This is a genomic window from Janthinobacterium lividum (genome assembly GCF_034424625.1).
GTDB classification, from domain to species: domain Bacteria; phylum Pseudomonadota; class Gammaproteobacteria; order Burkholderiales; family Burkholderiaceae_D; genus Janthinobacterium; species Janthinobacterium lividum.
This window is the reverse complement of sequence record NZ_CP139976.1, coordinates 601542-618468: the sequence shown is the minus strand read 5'-3', so window position 1 is coordinate 618468 and position 16927 is coordinate 601542. Positions and strand designations below refer to the sequence as shown.

Sequence of the window (16927 nt, the reverse complement as noted above, 5' to 3'; positions counted from 1 at the left end):
GTTTTCTTTGTCACAAAAAAATGGCGCCCTCAGGCGCCATTGCTACAGCGTGGAGTTCACCCCATCACGCCACGGTGGCCGCCACGGGCGCAGCCACGACGGGCGGCAGCGGCGTCGGCGCATTGAAGGCGATCAGCAAACTGGCTTCCTTCTCTTTCGCCGCCTTCAAATGACGCTCCTTCACATGGCCATAGCCGCGGATGTCTTCCGGAATGCTGGCAATCGCCACTGCTTGCGCCAGCTTGGCCGTCGTCAGTTTCGGCAGCAAGCCGCCTACCGTCGCGCGGTACTCAAGAATCAGCGCGCGCTCCATCTTGCGCTCGGCCGTATGGCCGAACACGTCGAAGGCCGTGCCGCGCAAGCCCTTGAACTTGGCCAGCACGCCAAACGCCTTCATCATCCACGGGCCGAATTCCTTCTTCACCAGATGGCCCTGGGCATCCGTCTTGGCCATGATCGGCGGCGCCAGGTGGAACTTGAGCTTGATGTCGCCTTCGAACATGGCGGCGATCTTCGCCTGGAAGGCGCCGTCCGTGTACAGCCGCGCCACTTCATACTCGTCCTTGTAGGCCATCAGCTTGTAGAAGTAGCGGGCCACGGCTTCCGTCAGGCGCAGCTGCGGGCCATTCAGGGCGCTTTCGGCGGCGCGCACCTGGCCGACGAAGTCCAGATACTGCTGCGCATACGCGCGGTCCTGATAGGCCGTCAGCAGGGCCACCCGTTTTTCGATGATGTCGTCGAGCGTGTCGATGCGCTTGAATTCCACCACCTTGGCTGGCGTTGTCATGCGTACCAGGCTGGCCGTATCGTGGGCGCCGGCGCGGCCCCAGTTGAAGGCGGCCTTGTTGAACGCCACCGAGACGTTGTTCAAGTCGATGGCCTTCATGATGGACGCTTCGCTCAATGGCACTTTGCCCTTTTGCCAGGCGTAGCCCAGCATGAACATATTCGTCGCAATCGAGTCACCCATCAGCGCCGTGGCGATCTGGCCCGCGTCGATGAAGTCCACGTGGTCGCTGCCGCACGCCTTTTCGATTTCCATGCGCGCGGAAGCGCCGGGGAATTGCCAGTCAGGGTTCTTCACGAAGGCAGCCGTCGACGAACTGGTCGAGTTGATCATGGCCCAGCTGCGTCCTTCACCCATGCGCGACAGGGCGTCGCGGCTGGCCGTGACGATCAGGTCGCAACCGATGACGAGATCGGCCGCACCGGTGCCGACGCGCGTCGAGTGGATATCTTCCTGGCGGTCCGCCAGGCGCACGTGCGACATGACAGGGCCGCCTTTTTGCGCCAGGCCGCTCATGTCCAGCACGGAACAGCCCTTGCCTTCCACGTGGGCCGCCATGGCCAGGATCTGGCCGACGGTGACGACGCCCGTGCCGCCGATGCCGGTGACCAGAATGCCGAACGGCTCGGCCGTCGATGGAATCTGCGGCGTCGGCAAGGCCGGCACTGCTGGCGCATCCTTGTCGGCGGCAGCCGCTTTCTTCGGCTTTTTCAGGCCGCCGCCTTCCACCGTCACGAAGCTGGGGCAGAAGCCCGTCGTGCACGAGAAATCCTTGTTGCAGGACGACTGGTTGATCTGGCGCTTGCGCCCCAGTTCCGTTTCCAGCGGCTCCACCGACAGGCAGTTCGATTGCACGGAACAGTCGCCGCAGCCTTCGCAGACGGCTTCGTTGATGACGGCGCGCTTGGCCGGGTCCGGATATTCATTGCGTTTCCGGCGGCGGCGTTTTTCCGAGGCGCAGGTCTGGTCGTAGATCATGGCCGACACGCCGGGCATGTCGCGCAGTTCGCGCTGCACGTCCATCAGTTCCGAGCGGTGGCGCACGGTGACGCCTTCGGCCCAGGCGTAATCGTCCGGGTATTTTTCCGGTTCGTCCGTGACGACGATGATGGGACCGACGCCTTCGGCGGCGATCTGGCGCGAAATGATGGCCGGAGACAAAGGCCCGTCGAATTCCTGGCCGCCCGTCATGGCCACCGCATCGTTGAACAGGATTTTATAGGTGATGTTCACCTTGGCCGAGACGGCCGCGCGGATGGCCAGGATGCCCGAGTGGAAATACGTGCCGTCGCCGAGGTTGGTAAACACGTGCTTTTCATTCGTGAACGGCGCCTGTCCCACCCACGTGACGCCTTCGGCGCCCATGTGGGTAAATGTCGACGTTTCGCGGTCCATCCACAGCACCATGTAATGGCAGCCGATGCCGGCCAGCGCGCGCGAGCCTTCCGGCACCTTGGTCGAGCTGTTGTGCGGGCAGCCGGAGCAGAAGAACGGCGTGCGGTCCTTTTGCGGATCGGGTTTCACGCTGATGGCTTTCAGCACATTCTCTTTGGCTTCCAGGTAGGCGATGCGCTCCTTCACGCGCTGCTCCACCGGATGACCCGCGTAGTAGCGCGAAATGCGGCTGGCAATCGCGCGCGCGATCATGGCCGGGTTCAGCTCATACGTGGCCGGCAGCAGCCAGTCGCCGTGGCCCGTGCCCTTCTGGTTGCTCCATTCGCCCGTGTCGTCGAACTTGCCGACCACGCGCGGACGCTCGCCGTCTTTGAGGTTGTAGAGTTCTTCCTTCAGCGCGTATTCGAGGATCTGGCGCTTTTCTTCCACCACGAGGATCTCGTCGAGGCCCTTGGCAAATTCATGCACGCCATCCGCTTCCAGCGGCCAGGTCATGCCGATCTTGTACAGGCGGATGCCGATGTCGGACGCCGTCTGCTCGTCGATGCCCAGGTCGGCCAGCGCCTGGCGCGTGTCGAGGTAGGATTTGCCGGCCGTGATGATGCCGATGCGCGCCTTCGGGCTGTCCCAGATGATTTTATTGAGCTTGTTGGCACGCGCATACGCCAGCGCCGCATACCACTTGTAGCTGTTCATGCGCACTTCCTGCTCCAGCACCGTGTCGGGCCAGCGGATGTTCAGGCCACCGGCCGGCATCTCGAAGTCGGTCGGCAGGGTGATCTGCACGCGGTCCGGGTCGAAGTCGACGGCGGCGCCCGACTCGATGATGTCGGTCACGCATTTCATCGACACCCACAAGCCCGTGTAGCGGCTCATGGCCCAGGCGTGCAAGCCGTAGTCGATGTATTCCTGCACCGACGACGGATACAGCACGGGAATGCCGCAGGCGTTCAGGATATGGTCGGACTGGTGCGCCGTGGACGAGGACTTGGCCGCATGGTCGTCGCCGGCCAGCACCAGCACGCCGCCGTGCTTGGCGGAGCCGGCATTATTGGCGTGCTTGAACACGTCGCCGCAACGGTCGACGCCGGGGCCCTTGCCGTACCACATGCCGAACACGCCATCGTATTTCGCGTCTTCGAACAGATTCGTTTGCTGCGTGCCCCAGACGGCCGTGGCGGCCAGGTCTTCATTCAGGCCCGGGTGGAATTTGACGTGGTGCTCATCGAGGTACTTCTTGGCCTTGATCGCCGTCATGTCGACGGACGTCACAGGCGAACCGCGGTAACCGGTGATGTAGCCGGCCGTATTCAGGCCAGCCTTCAGGTCGCGCTCGCGCTGCAGCATGGGCAGGCGGATCAGCGCTTGCGTGCCCGTCATGAAGGCGCGGCCACGCTCCAAGGTGTATTTGTCGTTCAGGGAAATTTCAGACGCGTGCGCGCCCGGCTCAAGACTCGAGCCCTTGATTGGTGCATTCATTACTTGTCTCCATTATTCTCTGTGCTACGCGTGCAAAGTCGGTTGAACTCACACGTACCGGCCGCGCTTTGTGAGCATGCCGGTGCGGAAAAATGACTTGTTTGTCGTAGACTACCACAGGAATGCGCGCAGTTCTTTGCTGCGCTGCACTCCCGGGCCGGTACTCTTTTTACTACTATTTGTTACAAAGCAACATTACGCCGCGTTCGTATCTTTCAGCACGCCGCGCTTGATCTGGTCCAGCTCGATCGATTCGAACAGGGCGCGGAAATTGCCTTCGCCGAAGCCCTGGTCGCCCTTGCGCTGGATGATCTCGAAGAAGATCGGGCCGATCACCGTCTGCGTGAAGATTTGCAGCAGCAGTTCGCGTTCGTTTTCCGTGCTGTGGCCATCGATCAGGATGCGCAGGCGGCGCAGTTCTTCCAGCTGCTCGCCGTGGTTCGGCAGGCGGCGGTTGACCAGCTCATAGTAAGTTTCAATCGTGTCCTGGAAATCGATACCCGTATCACGCATGCCTTGCACGGAGCCGTAGATATCATCGGTGCCCAGCGCGATATGCTGGATGCCTTCGCCATGGTACTGGTCCAGGTATTCGGCGATCTGCGACTTGTCGTCCGACGATTCGTTGATCGGGATGCGGATCTTGCCGCATGGCGAAGTCATGGCTTTCGACTTCAGGCCCGTATGCTTGCCTTCGATATCGAAGTAGCGCACTTCGCGGAAGTTGAACAGGTTTTCATAGAAACCGGCCCATTCCTTCATGCGGCCACGGTGCACATTGTGCGTCAGGTGGTCAATATAGGTCAGGCCATGGCCGACCGGGTTGGCAACGGCGCCGGGAATGGCGACGAAGTCGACGTCATAGATGCTGATGTCGCCGATGCCGCCTGGTGCGGCCGCGTCCGGCTTATCGGCGCCCTTGCCGCGCCAGCGGTCGACGAAGTACAGCAGCGAATCGCCCACGCCCTTGATGGCGGGGATATTCAGCTCCATCGGACCTGTTTTGTTATCGAAACCCCAGGCGCCCAGTTCCAGCGCGCGGCGGTACACGAAGGCCGCGTCGTCGACGCGGATGGCGATGGCGCACACGGACGGGCCGTGATGGCGGGCAAAACGCTGCGCGAACGAATCTTGTTCGGCATTGATGATGAAATTGATGTCACCCTGACGGTACAGGGTCACATCCTTGTGGCGGTGGCGCGCGATGGCCGTGAAGCCCATGTTCTCGAACAGCTTGCCCAATGCTTTTGGGTCTGGTGCTGCATACTCGACGAACTCGAAACCATCGGTACCCATCGGGTTATCCCAAGGCTGAAATTGCATGATGTCTCCTCCAAGAAGTAGCGCACAGTATAGGCGCGGTCTGTGGGCATTAAATGCCAAAGATCTCCCGAACAATCATGATTTGCGCAATAATATTGCGTGAAACAAGAACCACCGGAGGAAGCATGAGCAAAATTACGCTGGATAAAACGGATCGCAAGATCCTCGCCGTCCTGCAGGCCGATGGCCGCCTGTCGAATCAGGACGTGGCCGAGCAGGTCAGCCTGTCGCCGTCGCCATGCTTGCGCCGCGTCAAACGGCTGGAAGAAGCGGGCGTGATCCGCCAGTACGTGGCCCTGCTGGACCCGGAAAAGATCGGCCTGGGCTTGCTGGCCTACGTGAACGTACGGCTGGAAAAGCACAGCGACGCCACCGCGCACAGCACGGCGCGCGTGCTGGCGCCCAATCTGGTGACGAACACGTCGCCGCGCGCCGACTTCGCCGTGGCCGTGGCGCAATGGCCGGAAGTGGTGGCCTGCTATGCGATGACGGGTGAGATGGATTACCTGCTGCGCGTGCACGTGGAAGACATGGAGCACTTTTCGCGCTTCATGATGGCGACGCTGCTGCGCCACCCGGCCGTGCTGGATGTGAAATCAAGCTTTGCCTTGCAGCGCATCAAGGATACGACGGCCCTGCCCTTATTGTGATGGCGGCCCGGGCTTCTTCTTACGCCCCGGCAAGCGATCCCACAGTTTGAACGCGGCGCGCGCGTTGGCCTTGAACGTGTAGTCGAACATGGCGAACTGTTCCTGCACGGCTTCCTGCAGCATGCTCGACGGGTTTGGCGGCAATAGTTTCAGGTATGCATCGGCTTCGCCATAGTCGCGCTGGATTTCCATGCCCGCCTTCTTGGCGATATGCATCATCGTCTTGTTGGACGACAAACAATGCATGTACAGGGTATCGACATCGTTGTTACGGCAGTGGATCGCCGCCCGTTCGAACAGCTTTGAACCGACCCCCATGCCGCGCATGGATTTCGACACGGACACGCCAAACTCGGCCACCTGTTCCTTGTCCGTGACGATACTTTTCGCCGGCGACTTGTCCTTCGGCGCGAACGCCAGATGCCCCACCCCCACCAGTTTGAACAGGCTGTTGTAGACGCCGTAGATCATGTCGCGCGAGAAATCCATCTTCTGCACGTACTGAGCCACCAATTCATCGGGCAAGGCGCTGCCGAAGCGCAGCAGCCGGTCGCTTTTCTCGAGCGACAGGAAATGCTTCATCATGCGGCGCCGGTCGCGCTCATGCAACTGCTTGACGAGCACGGTCGGACGCCCGCCGCCGCTACGGCTGAGCCAGCGGCGAAACGGGTTCTGGAACAATTTGGGCAGGGTCATGGCAGTTCCCGGCTGCTGATCACGTTCGTGACGGCCTCGACCCGCGCAGCATGGATGACGGCCGGAATGCGCTTCGGTTCCTGTGCGCACGCTTGCGCCAGCGCACCCGCATCCACGCCGCGCACGGCCGCCAGCATGGCTTGCAGCCAGGCGGACTGTGGAAACACGGGATCCCGTGCATGCACATCGCAGGCGATGGCGTCCAGCATCTGCACGAAACGCTGCGGCTTGCGCAGTCCGTCACAGCGCTCGCACAAGCTCACCAGTTCCTCGGCGCTCAACGCCAGCGCGCCAGCGACCGCCGCCTGCTCGCGCGCCGCCATCACCGCCAGCTCGCGGCAGTCGTTGGGCACGCGCAGGCGCTCGCTCAGCGCGTTGATCTGCGCCAACGGCACAGCCAGCATCAGTACAGCAAAGCGCACGGGCAAGTCATGACCTTGCGCGGCGGCATGGTCGATCACGTGCAGCAAGCGTTCGCTCAGCGCGATTTCCCCCATGATGCGCGCCAGGGCACCGCACTCGTGCAGCACCGTCAGCATGCGCGATGGATGGCTTTCCATCAGCCCCTTGGCCACTTCCTGCCACACGCGTTCGGCCACGAGGGCGTCGACTTCGCCGTCCTGCACCATGCGGCGCATCAGCTCCATGGTGGCGGGTGCGACAGTGAAACTATGAAAACGGGCGGCAAAGCGGGCCAGGCGCAAGATGCGCACGGGGTCTTCGCCAAACGCGTCGGAGACGTGGCGGAAGATTTTGTTGCGAATATCCTCGATGCCGCCGAACGGGTCGGTCAAGGTTCCGTCTCCGGCCTGGGCGATGGCGTTGATGGTGAGATCACGCCGCACCAGGTCGTCTTCCAGCGTGACGTCGGGCGCCGTGTGGAAGACGAAGCCCCGGTAGCCGGGCGCCGTCTTGCGTTCCGTGCGGGCCAGGGCGTATTCTTCCTGCGTCTTCGGGTGCAGGAAGACGGGGAAATCCTTGCCGACGGGGCGGAAGCCCTGGCGCAGCATGTCTTCCGGCGTGGCGCCCACGACGACGTGGTCGTGGTCTTTCACGGGCAAGCCCAGCAGTTGGTCGCGCACCGCGCCACCGACCGTGTATATCTTCATAACACTCTTTTCTTAATCAGGCAGTTCCGCGTCGTGCTTGGCAGCGACTTCCGTTTCCGCCAGCGCTTCCGTGATCCAGCGGGCCACGGCCGGGTGCGCCTGCACGCGCTCGCAATACGCATTCAGGGCCGGCGCCAGGCTCACACCGTACGTGCGGAAACGCATGACGACGGGCGCGAAATATGCGTCGGCGATGGAAAAGTCGCCAAACAGGAACTGGTGGTGGCCAAAGCGGGACAGACACTCTTCCCATATTTCGCTGATGCGGCCAATGTCGGCCTGCGCGGCGGCCGTGCGGCCCCGGCCCGGCAACTTCGCCTTGATATTCATCGACATATCCGTGCGCAAGCCGGCGAAGCCGGAATGCATTTCCGCGCAGACACAACGCGCCATGGCGCGCGCGGCCACGTCTTGCGGCCACATGTGTTTATCCGGAAACTGCTCGGCCAGGTATTCGCAGATGGCCAGGCTGTCCCAGATTGTGATCTCGCCGGCCAGCAGCACGGGGACCCGGCCGCAGGCGGAATACTCGGCAATTTTGGTGGCCGTGTCGCTCTGGTCGAGCAGCACGCGCACTTCCTGGAACGGGATGCCGAAGGCCGTCATGGCCACCCACGGGCGCATCGACCACGATGAGTAATTCTTGTTGCCGATGATGAGGGTCAGGCCCGGTTCGCGCGCGGCGGCCAGGGTTTGCGTCAGGCTGGGATCAAGGATGGTCGTTTGCATGGTCGGCGTGCTTTAGTTGGATGATGGCAAATCGGCAGAAACAGCGCTGTTTTTCGGCCCCACGGTACCCAGGCGCGCTTTCAGCGACTGCGGGCTCTTCTCGAACAGGGCCGCGTAATAGGTGGCGTTGGCCATCACGTTTTTCACGTAGCCGCGCGTTTCCGTGTACGGAATGATCTCGGCAAAGACGGCGCCTTCCAGTGGACGCGTCATGGTGGCGCGCCAGATGCGCAAGCGCCCCGGCCCCGCGTTGTAGGCGGCGCTGGCCAGCACTTGCGAACCGTCGAGACCGCCAAGCACCATGTTCAGGTAATTCGTGCCCAGCAAGACGTTGGTGCGCACGTCGCTCAAGGTTTCCGTAACGAAATCGGTAAGGCCGATCTTCTTGGCGACATAACGGGCCGTCGACGGCATCACCTGCATCAGGCCAGATGCGCCCACGTGCGACTGCGCATCCATGATGAAGCGCGATTCCTGGCGGATCAGGCCATACACCCAGGCCTTGTCCAGGCCCAGTGTTTGCGTGGCCGGATGCATGACGTCGTCATGCGGCGTCGGGTAGCGCTGCGTATAGTCCACTTCCAGGCGCGTGCGGTCCGAGGTGTTGACCATGCGGTCGAGCACATTGTTCTGGCGCGCAAATTCCGCGGCCGCCAGATGCTGGCGGTCCGTCATCGAACGCAATTCCCAGTTCCACTCGCGCGTGCCTTCAAAGCGCAAGCGCATATTGAAAAATTTCAAGGCACGCTGCAAGCCCGGATTGGCAGCCATGGCGGCGATTTCCGTTGGCGAGATCGGCTGGCCCGGCGGCGGCAAGACCAGGTGGTTGCCCAGCTCTTCATTGGCCAGCAAGCCATAGAAATTCGATTGCTCGGAAATCGTGCGGTACAGGGCGTCCGCCTGCGGGTTCGGGCGACCCGGCGTTTCCGCCTGCTGCGCGCGCGCCAGCCAGTAGACCCAGGTGGGGTCGGCGCGCAGCGAGGCCGGCATGGCCTGGATGGAAGACTTCACCACGGGCCAGTTGCCTTCGCGCAAGGCGATACGCGCCTTCCACTGCATCTGCTCCTGGGTCAAGGGCGCGCCATTGGTTTTTTGCCAATATTCAAATGCTTCCGGTGCCAGCGAATACGACGCTTGCAAGGCCAGGCTGGCCCAGCCGATGGCCTGTTCCTGCGGCGTCAGCTGCGCGCTGGCCTTTTGCAGGGCCACCACGCCCAGTTTCAAGGTGCTTTTCGCCATGCGGCCGACGGCCACCAGGTACATCTCGTGGTCGGCGCGGCTGGCGCCCGGTCCCTTGGCCAGCACCAGCGCCGGCAAGTCGATGGCTTGCGCCATCTTCGCGTCGGACGCGCCCAGCAGCAGCGCGATGCGGCGCGCCGGGCCCGTGGCATTGGTCTGGCCCGCCAGGCGGATCTGCGCCCACAGGTCATTCGTGTCAAACTGGCCATTTTGCGCCAATGCCGCGATCAGGCTGCCGCACGCTTCGCCATAGCCGGGCGGCGAGACGAGCAGGTTGCGCGCTTCGGACGCCACGTTCTGGCCCTTGGCGGCGCGCGACATCAGCGCGTAGCACTTGAGCTGGGTGTCATCGTCGAGGGCGAATTGCGGGTATTGCTCATCGAATACGACCCAGTCGCGCTTGCGGCCCAGCTCCAGCAGCCAGTCGTTGCGGAAACGGTCGGCGATGGCGCTGCCCTTGTAGCGGTTCAGGTAATCGCGAAATTGCACCTCGGTCAGCAGCTTGATGCGCGGTTTCAGCCGATAATAGTCAACATACGATGGAATCTGGTAATTCGTCAGGCGCCCCGCATAAAAGTCGGCTTTTTCGACGTCATCCTTGCGCGCGGCGTCGCGCAGCAGCAGGAAGGCATCGTCCTCGCTGCGCGTGTCGGGGGCGGCTGGGGCTACGGTGGCCGCTACCTGGGCCAGGGCTGCCAGGGGAGACAAGGCCGATGCAACACACAGCATCGTGCCGGCAATCCATTTCAGTGGGGAAATCAATGTACGACTCTCAATCTTAACTTGATGGTGATATGAATAGCGACCCTAGAATAACATGCGATCCGGCTGCACGGCCACCCATTGCGCCACAGGACAAAGCCGGCTTGCGCAAGGCCCTGCTGGCGGCCCGGCGCGCCCTGCCCGACGCCACGCGAGTAACGTGGGATGCGGCCATCGCGCAGCGCCTGCTGGACTGGTGCGCGCAGGAAAACATCGAGGAACTGGGCGTGTACTGGCCCCTGCACGGCGAGCCGGACTTGCACGGCGCCTATGCGCAGCTGGCCGCGCGCGGCGTGCAATTAAGCTTGCCGGTGGTACTGGAAAAACATGCACCGCTGGCATTTTCCGACTGGGCGCCCGGTGAGCCCATGGTCAAGGATGGCATGGGGGTGGCCGTGCCGGCCCGATTACGCCTGCGCCCGGCACCCGCCACCCTGCTGGTGCCTTGCCTGGGGTTTAATGGGGAACGCTACCGGCTCGGTTATGGCGGCGGCTATTACGACCGCACCCTGGCGCAGGCCCCCCGTCCGCGCACCCTCGGTATCGCCTATGCCTGCCTGGCGGCAAGCTTTCCCAACGGCGAATACGACATCGCCCTCGATCACATCGTGACCGAGGGCGATCTGTTCTGATAACAGCAGAACGATTTACTTCACCAGGCGCTGCCACAGTGCCGTCGTAGGCGCCGCCTGGTTCATGCTGTAGAAATGCAAGCCTGGCGCGCCGCCTTCCAGCAGACGCTCGCACAAGCCCGTCACCACGTCCAGGCCGAAAGCCTTGATGGACGCGCTGTCGTCGCCGAAGCTGGCCAGTTTCAGACGCACCCAGCGTGGAATTTCCGCGCCGCACATGTCCGAAAAGCGCATCAACTGCGTGTAATTCGTGATCGGCATGATGCCGGCCACGATAGGCACGTTGATGCCCATCTTCTGCGTCTGCTCGACAAACTGGAAATACGCGTCAGCATTGTAGAAGTACTGGGTGATGGCCGCATCGGCGCCGGCCTGCACCTTGCGCGCAAACGCGTTCAGATCGTCCTGCGGCGAACGGGCTTGAGGGTGCACTTCCGGATAGGCGGCCACTTCGATATGGAAATGGTCGCCCGTCTCGGCGCGGATGAATTCCACCAGCTCGTTGGCATAGCGGAACTCGCCCGAGGCGCCATAGCCGCTCGGCAAGTCACCGCGCAAGGCCACGATACGGTTCACGCCCGCCGCCTTGAAGTCGGCCAGCACGGCGCGGATCGATTCGCGCGAACCGCCGACGCAAGACAGATGGGGCGCGGCCTGTTCGCCGGCCGCCAGGATCTCGCGCACGGTGTCCAGCGTACCCTGCTGCGTGGTGCCGCCGGCGCCAAAGGTCACCGAGAAATACTTCGGATGCAATTCAGACAACTTGACACGCGTGGCGCGCAGCTTTTCCGCCCCTTCCGGGGTTTTCGGCGGGAAAAACTCAATACTGAAGTTATGCTTTTCCATCGTCGTTACTCAAAAGTAAGGTCGACAAGGCCCAGGAAATGATGCTGTACAGAATGGCACCACCCACGGCAGACCAGAAACTGGCGACATGGAAACCATCGATCACCTGCGCCACCAGCCAGAACAGGAAGCCGTTGATGATCAAAATGAACAGACCCAGCGACAGGAACGTCACGGGCAGGGTCAGCAGGATCAGCAAAGGACGGATCAGCGCATTGACCAGCCCCAGCACGGCAGCGGCCAGCAGCGCGGTCCAGCCACTGCTCATCGTCACCGAGTGCATCAGGTATGGGACGGCAAACAGGGCTGCCGCATTGATAAACCAAATCAGTAGCAAGCGCATTTCTCTAGCCTGTCAAAAAAGAGGGGCAAGCCGGCATAGCCGGCCTTTTCAAAGTACACCGATCAGTCTTGTTGCCTCAGGAACCGTAGCGAGCGGATGCGCGGCGTGGCCGAGAAGCGCAGCTGTACGAAGGTACAGCGAGCATCGCCGGCCGCGCCCCGCGCCGCGCAGTAGGTTCCCGAGGCAAGCAACCGATTAATAGCGGTAGTGCTCGGGCTTGTATGGACCTTCCGTGCGCACGCCGATGTAGTCGGCTTGCTCTTGCGTCAGTTCCGTCAGCTGCGCATTCAACTTTTTGAGTTGCAAACGAGCGACTTTTTCATCGAGGTGTTTTGGCAGGGTGTACACGCCGACCGGGTAGTTGGCCGTGTTCGCGTACAGCTCGATCTGCGCGATCGTCTGGTTGGCGAACGACGAGCTCATCACGTACGACGGGTGGCCCGTGCCGCAACCGAGGTTGACCAGACGGCCTTCGGCCAACAGGATGATGCGGCGGCCCGACGGGAAGATGATGTGGTCGACTTGCGGCTTGATGTTTTCCCACTCGTATTGCTTCAGCGAAGCAACGTCGATTTCATTGTCGAAGTGACCAATATTGCAGACGATGGCCTGGTCTTTCATGCGCGTCAGGTGATCGTGCGTGAGGATATGGTAGTTGCCGGTGCAAGTCACGAAGATGTCGCCGTGTTCACACGCGTAATCCATGGTCACGACGCGGTAGCCTTCCATCGCCGCCTGCAGTGCGCAGATCGGATCGACTTCCGTTACCCATACCTGGGCCGACAGGGCACGCATGGCCTGGGCCGAACCCTTGCCGACGTCACCGTAACCGGCGATGACGGCCACTTTACCGGCGATCATCACGTCGGTGGCGCGCTTGATGCCATCGACCAGCGATTCGCGGCAGCCATACAGGTTGTCGAATTTCGATTTCGTGACGGAATCGTTCACGTTGATCGCAGGGAAAGCCAGCTTGCCTTCCTTGTGCATCTGGTACAAACGGTGCACGCCGGTGGTGGTTTCTTCCGTCACGCCGAGGATTTCCGGCAGACGCTTCGAGTACCAGGTCGGATCGGCCAGCAAGTGTTTCTTGATCGAGTTGAACAGGCAGATTTCTTCTTCCGAACCGGGATTCGCCAGCACCGACAGGTCGGTTTCCGCGCGCACGCCCAGGTGCAGCAGCAGGGTGGCGTCGCCGCCATCGTCGAGGATCATGTTCGAGTAGACAGCCTTGCCGTCCACGTTCGGCCATTCGAAGATGCGGTGCGTGTATTCCCAGTAGTCATCCAGCGACTCGCCCTTGACGGCGAACACAGGCGTGCCGGCGGCAGCGATGGCGGCGGCGGCATGATCTTGCGTGGAGTAAATGTTGCACGATGCCCAACGCACTTGCGCGCCCAGTGCTTCCAGGGTCTGGATCAGCACGGCGGTCTGGATGGTCATATGGATGGAACCGGTGATGCGCGCGCCTTTCAGAGGCTGCGCTGCCGCGAATTCTTCGCGGATGGCCATCAGGCCAGGCATTTCCGTTTCAGCAATCTTGATTTCTTTGTCGCCCCATGCGGCCAGAGTGATATCGGCGATGGTGTAGTCGTGTTGCGATTTGAGTACGGCGTTCATCACGCCCTCCTTTCAGTTGTTGAAAAAGGTACGTGAGCGCAGTTGCAGGATATTCCGAGCCTGGCGAATTTCTTCGTCGCAACGCTCCTCGGACGGGGGATTTTATCATTGTCAAGGCCGCCGCGCCAGCCTGTTTGCACGGCATTGCCACGTAACAACACATAAAAAAAGCGCCCGCGGCCAGCAGGCCGGGGCGCTTTTCTTGCAAATCCGACTAGATTACTTCAGCCCTGCAGCGTCGCGCAGCAGGGCGACCTTGTCCGTGCGTTCCCACGTGAATTCCGGCTCTTCGCGGCCGAAATGGCCGTAGGCGGCGCTCTTCTGGTAGATCGGGCGCAGCAGGTCGAGCATTTGCACGATGCCTTTTGGACGCAAATCAAAGTGCGCCAGCACCAGCTTGGCGATTTCCGCATCGGGAATCACGCCCGTGCCTTCCGTGTAGACGGTGATGTTGATCGGCTTGGCCACGCCGATGGCGTAGCTGACCTGCACCTGGCATTGGCGCGCCAGGCCGGCCGCGACGATGTTTTTCGCCACGTAGCGGGCAGCATAGGCGGCCGAACGGTCGACTTTCGAAGGATCCTTGCCCGAGAACGCGCCGCCGCCGTGCGGGGCTGCGCCACCGTAGGTGTCGACGATGATCTTGCGGCCGGTCAAGCCGCAATCGCCTTGCGGACCGCCGATGACGAAACGGCCCGTCGGGTTGACGAGGAATTTGGTCTCCGTCAGCCATTCGCGCGGCAGGATCGGCTTGATGATCTCTTCGATGACGGCTTCTTCGATCTGCTTGTGCGAAATTTCCGGCGCATGCTGGGTCGACAGCACGACCGTGTGCACGCCGACCGGACGGCCATCGACGTAGCGCAGGGTCACTTGCGATTTCGCGTCCGGACGCAGCCATGGCAAACGGCCATCCTTGCGCAGCTGCGACTGGCGCTCGACCAGGCGGTGCGCGTAGTGGATGGCGGCAGGCATCAGCTCGGCCGTTTCATCGCAGGCGTAGCCGAACATCAGGCCCTGATCGCCAGCGCCTTGATCCAGGTCAATCCCCGCACCTTCATCGACGCCTTGCGCGATGTCCGGCGACTGCTTGTCGTAGGCCACCAGCACGGCGCAACCCTTGTAGTCGATGCCGTATTCCGTGTTGTCGTAGCCGATGCGTTTGATGGTTTCGCGCGCAACTTGAATATAATCCACATTGGCGTGGGTGGTAATCTCGCCAGCCAGCACCACCAGACCCGTGTTGCACAGGGTTTCGGCAGCCACGCGGGCGGCTGGATCCTGGGTCAGGATGGCGTCAAGGATGGCGTCGGAAATTTGATCGGCAACCTTGTCGGGATGGCCTTCCGAAACGGATTCGGAAGTGAAGAGATAGTCGTTTGACATTGCAAGCTCCTGTTTACTATGTGAATGTTCTGTCGCAGTAAAGAGGATTTTGCCTGCGACGCTTTAGCGAGATTTATATTCCGCATCGCAAGTTGTCTATTAACTCAGCGGTTACTGCATACGTGGTATTTTACGCTTCTTAAAAAATTTTGGCACGGCAACACGCCATTCCTGGAAACCGCTTATACATGTTAGTCCCAATTTTCCGCTTCCTGTCCATCTTTCCCCTGCCCGTCCTGCATGCCCTGGGCACTGCGCTTGGCTGGGTGATTTACGCCATTTCCCCGTCCTACCGCCGCCGCATGCGCGAGAACATGCAAGGTGCGGGGTTTTCGCAACACTTGCACGCGGCCGTGGCCGAAGCGGGCAAGAGCGTGCTGGAATTGCCCTTCATCTGGTGCGCGCCAGCCGAGCGCGTGGCGCGCCATGCGACGGTGGAAAACTGGGAACTGGTGGAAAAAGCGCTGCAGCACGGCCGCGGCATCGTCTTCCTGACGCCGCACCTGGGCTGCTTTGAAATCGTCGCCCAGCAAATCGCCCTGCGCACGCCGCTCACCGTGATGTACCGTCCGCCCAAGCGCGCCGCCTTGAAACCGCTGATCGAAGGGGCCCGCGCGCGCGAAAACCTGATGCTGGCGCCGGCCAACATGTCGGGCGTGCGCATCTTCGCCAAATGCCTGAAAAAAGGCCAGCCCATCGGCCTGCTGCCCGACCAGGTGCCGCAGGAAGGCGAAGGCGTGTGGGCCGATTTCTTTGGCCGCCCCGCCTACACCATGACCCTGCCCGCCAAGCTGGCGCAGATGGGCGGCGCCGAAGTCATCATCACCTACGCCGAACGCCTGCCGGGCGGGCGCGGCTATGTCGTGCATTTCGTGCCCTTCACCGAGTCCCTCGACAGCACCTCGGCCGAGCAGGCGCGCACCATCAATGCAGCCATGGAACAATTGATCGCGCGCAGCCCGGCGCAATACCTGTGGAGCTACAACCGCTATAAAGTGCCGCGCGGCGCACCGCCGCCCACGCCCGCGACGCCGAATGCCGCCGGGGAGCAGGCATGAGACTGCTGATCGCCTTCATGTGGCTGCTGCACTGGCTGCCCTTGCCCATCCTCGGCCGTTTCGGCGTGGCCGTCGGCAGCCTGCTGTTCATCGCCATGCCCACGCGGCGCAAGATTGCCCTGACGAATCTGCGCCTGTGCATGCCGGAATTGACGGAAGCCCAGCGCGTGGCGCTGGCGCGCCAGCATTTCCAGGCGTATTCGCGCAGCGTGTGGGAACGCAGCATCCTGTGGTGGTCGTCGGAAGCGCGCCTGAACCGCCTGATCAAAAAGGTGCCCGCCTTCCCGGGCCAGCAGATCGCGGCCAAGCCGACCATCCTGCTGTGCCCGCACTTTGTCTGCCTCGACGTGGCCGGCGCCGCCACGGCCATGGAAATTTCCGCTTCGTCGATGTATGTGCAGCAAAAGAACGCCGCCTTCGACCAGGCCTTGCGCAACGGCCGTTCGCGCTTCAAGCCGCCCAAGCTGTTTACGCGCCAGGACGGCATCAAGACGATCCTGCGCGCGCTGCGCGACGGCTTGCCGTATTTCATGCTGCCGGACATGGATTTCGGCGAGAAGGATGCGGAATTCGTGCCCTTCTTCGGCGTGCCCGCCGCCACCCTGACGGCCACGGCGCGCTTGGCGCTGGCCGCCAAGGCGCAAGTCATTCCCGTCATCGCCACCTTCCTGCCCAATTACCAGGGCTGGCAAGTGACCTACTATCCAGCGTGGGATGACTATCCGGGCGACGACATCACGGCCGCCACGCGCCGCATGAACGCATTCATCGAAGAGCGCGTGCGCGAAGCGCCGGCCGAGTATTTCTGGACGCATAAACGCTTCAAGACGCGTCCGGAAGGCGAAGCGTCGTTCTATAACCAGCACAAGTGAT

Annotated in this window: 14 protein-coding genes and 1 riboswitch; of the genes, 4 read left to right on the top strand and 10 right to left on the bottom strand. The window is 62.0% G+C overall.

What is annotated here, in order from left to right:
• Nucleotides 1-64 precede the first annotated feature (64 nt).
• Both U0004_RS02735 and hppD read right to left on the bottom strand, forming a co-directional pair.
• Nucleotides 65-3661: an indolepyruvate ferredoxin oxidoreductase family protein gene (locus U0004_RS02735; RefSeq protein WP_070258584.1), complete on the bottom strand. Its 3597-nt coding sequence runs from the start codon at nt 3659-3661 to the stop codon at nt 65-67.
• Between the two features lie 195 nt (nt 3662-3856).
• Entirely contained in the window at nt 3857-4984 is a 1128-nt protein-coding gene (gene hppD / locus U0004_RS02730) for a 4-hydroxyphenylpyruvate dioxygenase (RefSeq protein WP_034783523.1), read from the bottom strand.
• Nucleotides 4985-5109: 125 nt separating this feature from the next.
• Between hppD and U0004_RS02725 the strand changes: the two genes are divergently transcribed.
• A complete protein-coding gene (locus U0004_RS02725) occupies nt 5110-5634 on the top strand; it encodes an Lrp/AsnC family transcriptional regulator (protein ID WP_034753092.1) in 525 nt (174 codons plus the stop codon).
• Here U0004_RS02725 and U0004_RS02720 read toward each other — a convergent pair.
• Genes U0004_RS02720 through U0004_RS02705 form a run of 4 tightly spaced genes read right to left on the bottom strand, consistent with a single transcriptional unit; the run spans nt 5626 to nt 10169 of the window.
• Complete coding sequence (locus U0004_RS02720) at nt 5626-6330, bottom strand: GNAT family N-acetyltransferase (protein WP_070258582.1); 705 nt, start codon at nt 6328-6330, stop codon at nt 5626-5628. The two genes, U0004_RS02725 and U0004_RS02720, sit on opposite strands and share 9 nt — an antisense overlap.
• Nucleotides 6327-7439 carry a hypothetical protein gene (locus tag U0004_RS02715; protein WP_070258580.1) on the bottom strand — a complete coding sequence of 371 codons (1113 nt, stop codon included), beginning with the start codon at nt 7437-7439 and terminating at the stop codon, nt 6327-6329. Before U0004_RS02715 ends, U0004_RS02720 begins: the two co-directional genes overlap by 4 nt.
• 12 nt (nt 7440-7451) lie before the next feature.
• Complete coding sequence (locus U0004_RS02710; protein ID WP_034783529.1) at nt 7452-8168, bottom strand: glutathione S-transferase family protein; 717 nt, start codon at nt 8166-8168, stop codon at nt 7452-7454.
• Nucleotides 8169-8180: 12 nt separating this feature from the next.
• The gene (locus U0004_RS02705) at nt 8181-10169 is read right to left on the bottom strand and encodes a lytic transglycosylase domain-containing protein (protein ID WP_070258578.1); all 1989 of its coding nucleotides are present in this window, start codon (nt 10167-10169) and stop codon (nt 8181-8183) included.
• A gap of 104 nt (nt 10170-10273) precedes the next feature.
• On the opposite strand from U0004_RS02705, the gene U0004_RS02700 reads away from it, so the two are divergent.
• Entirely contained in the window at nt 10274-10801 is a 528-nt protein-coding gene (locus U0004_RS02700; RefSeq protein ID WP_070258576.1) for a 5-formyltetrahydrofolate cyclo-ligase, read from the top strand.
• A gap of 15 nt (nt 10802-10816) precedes the next feature.
• Here U0004_RS02700 and metF read toward each other — a convergent pair whose 3' ends face one another.
• The 4 genes from metF to metK all read right to left on the bottom strand — a co-directional run bounded on the left by metF (nt 10817) and on the right by metK (nt 14996).
• On the bottom strand, nt 10817-11647 hold the full coding sequence (gene metF, locus U0004_RS02695; RefSeq protein ID WP_034783533.1) for a methylenetetrahydrofolate reductase [NAD(P)H]: 831 nt from the start codon (nt 11645-11647) through the stop codon (nt 10817-10819).
• Nucleotides 11634-11990 carry a phage holin family protein gene (locus U0004_RS02690; RefSeq protein ID WP_034783534.1) on the bottom strand — a complete coding sequence of 119 codons (357 nt, stop codon included), beginning with the start codon at nt 11988-11990 and terminating at the stop codon, nt 11634-11636. Before U0004_RS02690 ends, metF begins: the two co-directional genes overlap by 14 nt.
• 195 nt (nt 11991-12185) lie before the next feature.
• Entirely contained in the window at nt 12186-13610 is a 1425-nt protein-coding gene (gene ahcY, locus U0004_RS02685; RefSeq protein WP_070258574.1) for an adenosylhomocysteinase, read from the bottom strand.
• 27 nt (nt 13611-13637) lie between these two features.
• Nucleotides 13638-13706: riboswitch (S-adenosyl-L-homocysteine riboswitch) on the bottom strand.
• A 123-nt stretch (nt 13707-13829) separates the two neighbouring features.
• Nucleotides 13830-14996, bottom strand: a complete 1167-nt coding sequence (gene metK / locus U0004_RS02680) for a methionine adenosyltransferase (RefSeq protein ID WP_034783537.1) — start codon at nt 14994-14996, stop codon at nt 13830-13832.
• A gap of 188 nt (nt 14997-15184) precedes the next feature.
• On the opposite strand from metK, the gene U0004_RS02675 reads away from it, so the two are divergent.
• Nucleotides 15185-16054, top strand: coding sequence for a lysophospholipid acyltransferase family protein (locus U0004_RS02675; RefSeq protein WP_034783538.1), 870 nt, complete (start codon nt 15185-15187; stop codon nt 16052-16054).
• Nucleotides 16051-16926, top strand: a complete 876-nt coding sequence (locus U0004_RS02670; RefSeq protein ID WP_034783539.1) for an LpxL/LpxP family acyltransferase — start codon at nt 16051-16053, stop codon at nt 16924-16926. Before U0004_RS02675 ends, U0004_RS02670 begins: the two co-directional genes overlap by 4 nt.
• Nucleotide 16927 lies beyond the last annotated feature (1 nt).

Bases quoted from the DNA above. Each gene is read 5' to 3' on its own strand.
- U0004_RS02735 (WP_070258584.1), bottom strand. From the start codon at position 3,661: ATGAATGCACCAATCAAGGGCTCGAGTCTTGAGCCGGGCGCGCACGCG.
- hppD (WP_034783523.1), bottom strand. From the start codon at position 4,984: ATGCAATTTCAGCCTTGGGATAACCCGATGGGTACCGATGGTTTCGAG.
- U0004_RS02725 (WP_034753092.1), top strand. From the start codon at position 5,110: ATGAGCAAAATTACGCTGGATAAAACGGATCGCAAGATCCTCGCCGTC.
- U0004_RS02720 (WP_070258582.1), bottom strand. From the start codon at position 6,330: ATGACCCTGCCCAAATTGTTCCAGAACCCGTTTCGCCGCTGGCTCAGC.
- U0004_RS02715 (WP_070258580.1), bottom strand. From the start codon at position 7,439: ATGAAGATATACACGGTCGGTGGCGCGGTGCGCGACCAACTGCTGGGC.
- U0004_RS02710 (WP_034783529.1), bottom strand. From the start codon at position 8,168: ATGCAAACGACCATCCTTGATCCCAGCCTGACGCAAACCCTGGCCGCC.
- metF (WP_034783533.1), bottom strand. From the start codon at position 11,647: ATGGAAAAGCATAACTTCAGTATTGAGTTTTTCCCGCCGAAAACCCCG.
- U0004_RS02690 (WP_034783534.1), bottom strand. From the start codon at position 11,990: ATGCGCTTGCTACTGATTTGGTTTATCAATGCGGCAGCCCTGTTTGCC.
- ahcY (WP_070258574.1), bottom strand. From the start codon at position 13,610: ATGAACGCCGTACTCAAATCGCAACACGACTACACCATCGCCGATATC.
- metK (WP_034783537.1), bottom strand. From the start codon at position 14,996: ATGTCAAACGACTATCTCTTCACTTCCGAATCCGTTTCGGAAGGCCAT.
- U0004_RS02675 (WP_034783538.1), top strand. From the start codon at position 15,185: ATGTTAGTCCCAATTTTCCGCTTCCTGTCCATCTTTCCCCTGCCCGTC.
- U0004_RS02670 (WP_034783539.1), top strand. From the start codon at position 16,051: ATGAGACTGCTGATCGCCTTCATGTGGCTGCTGCACTGGCTGCCCTTG.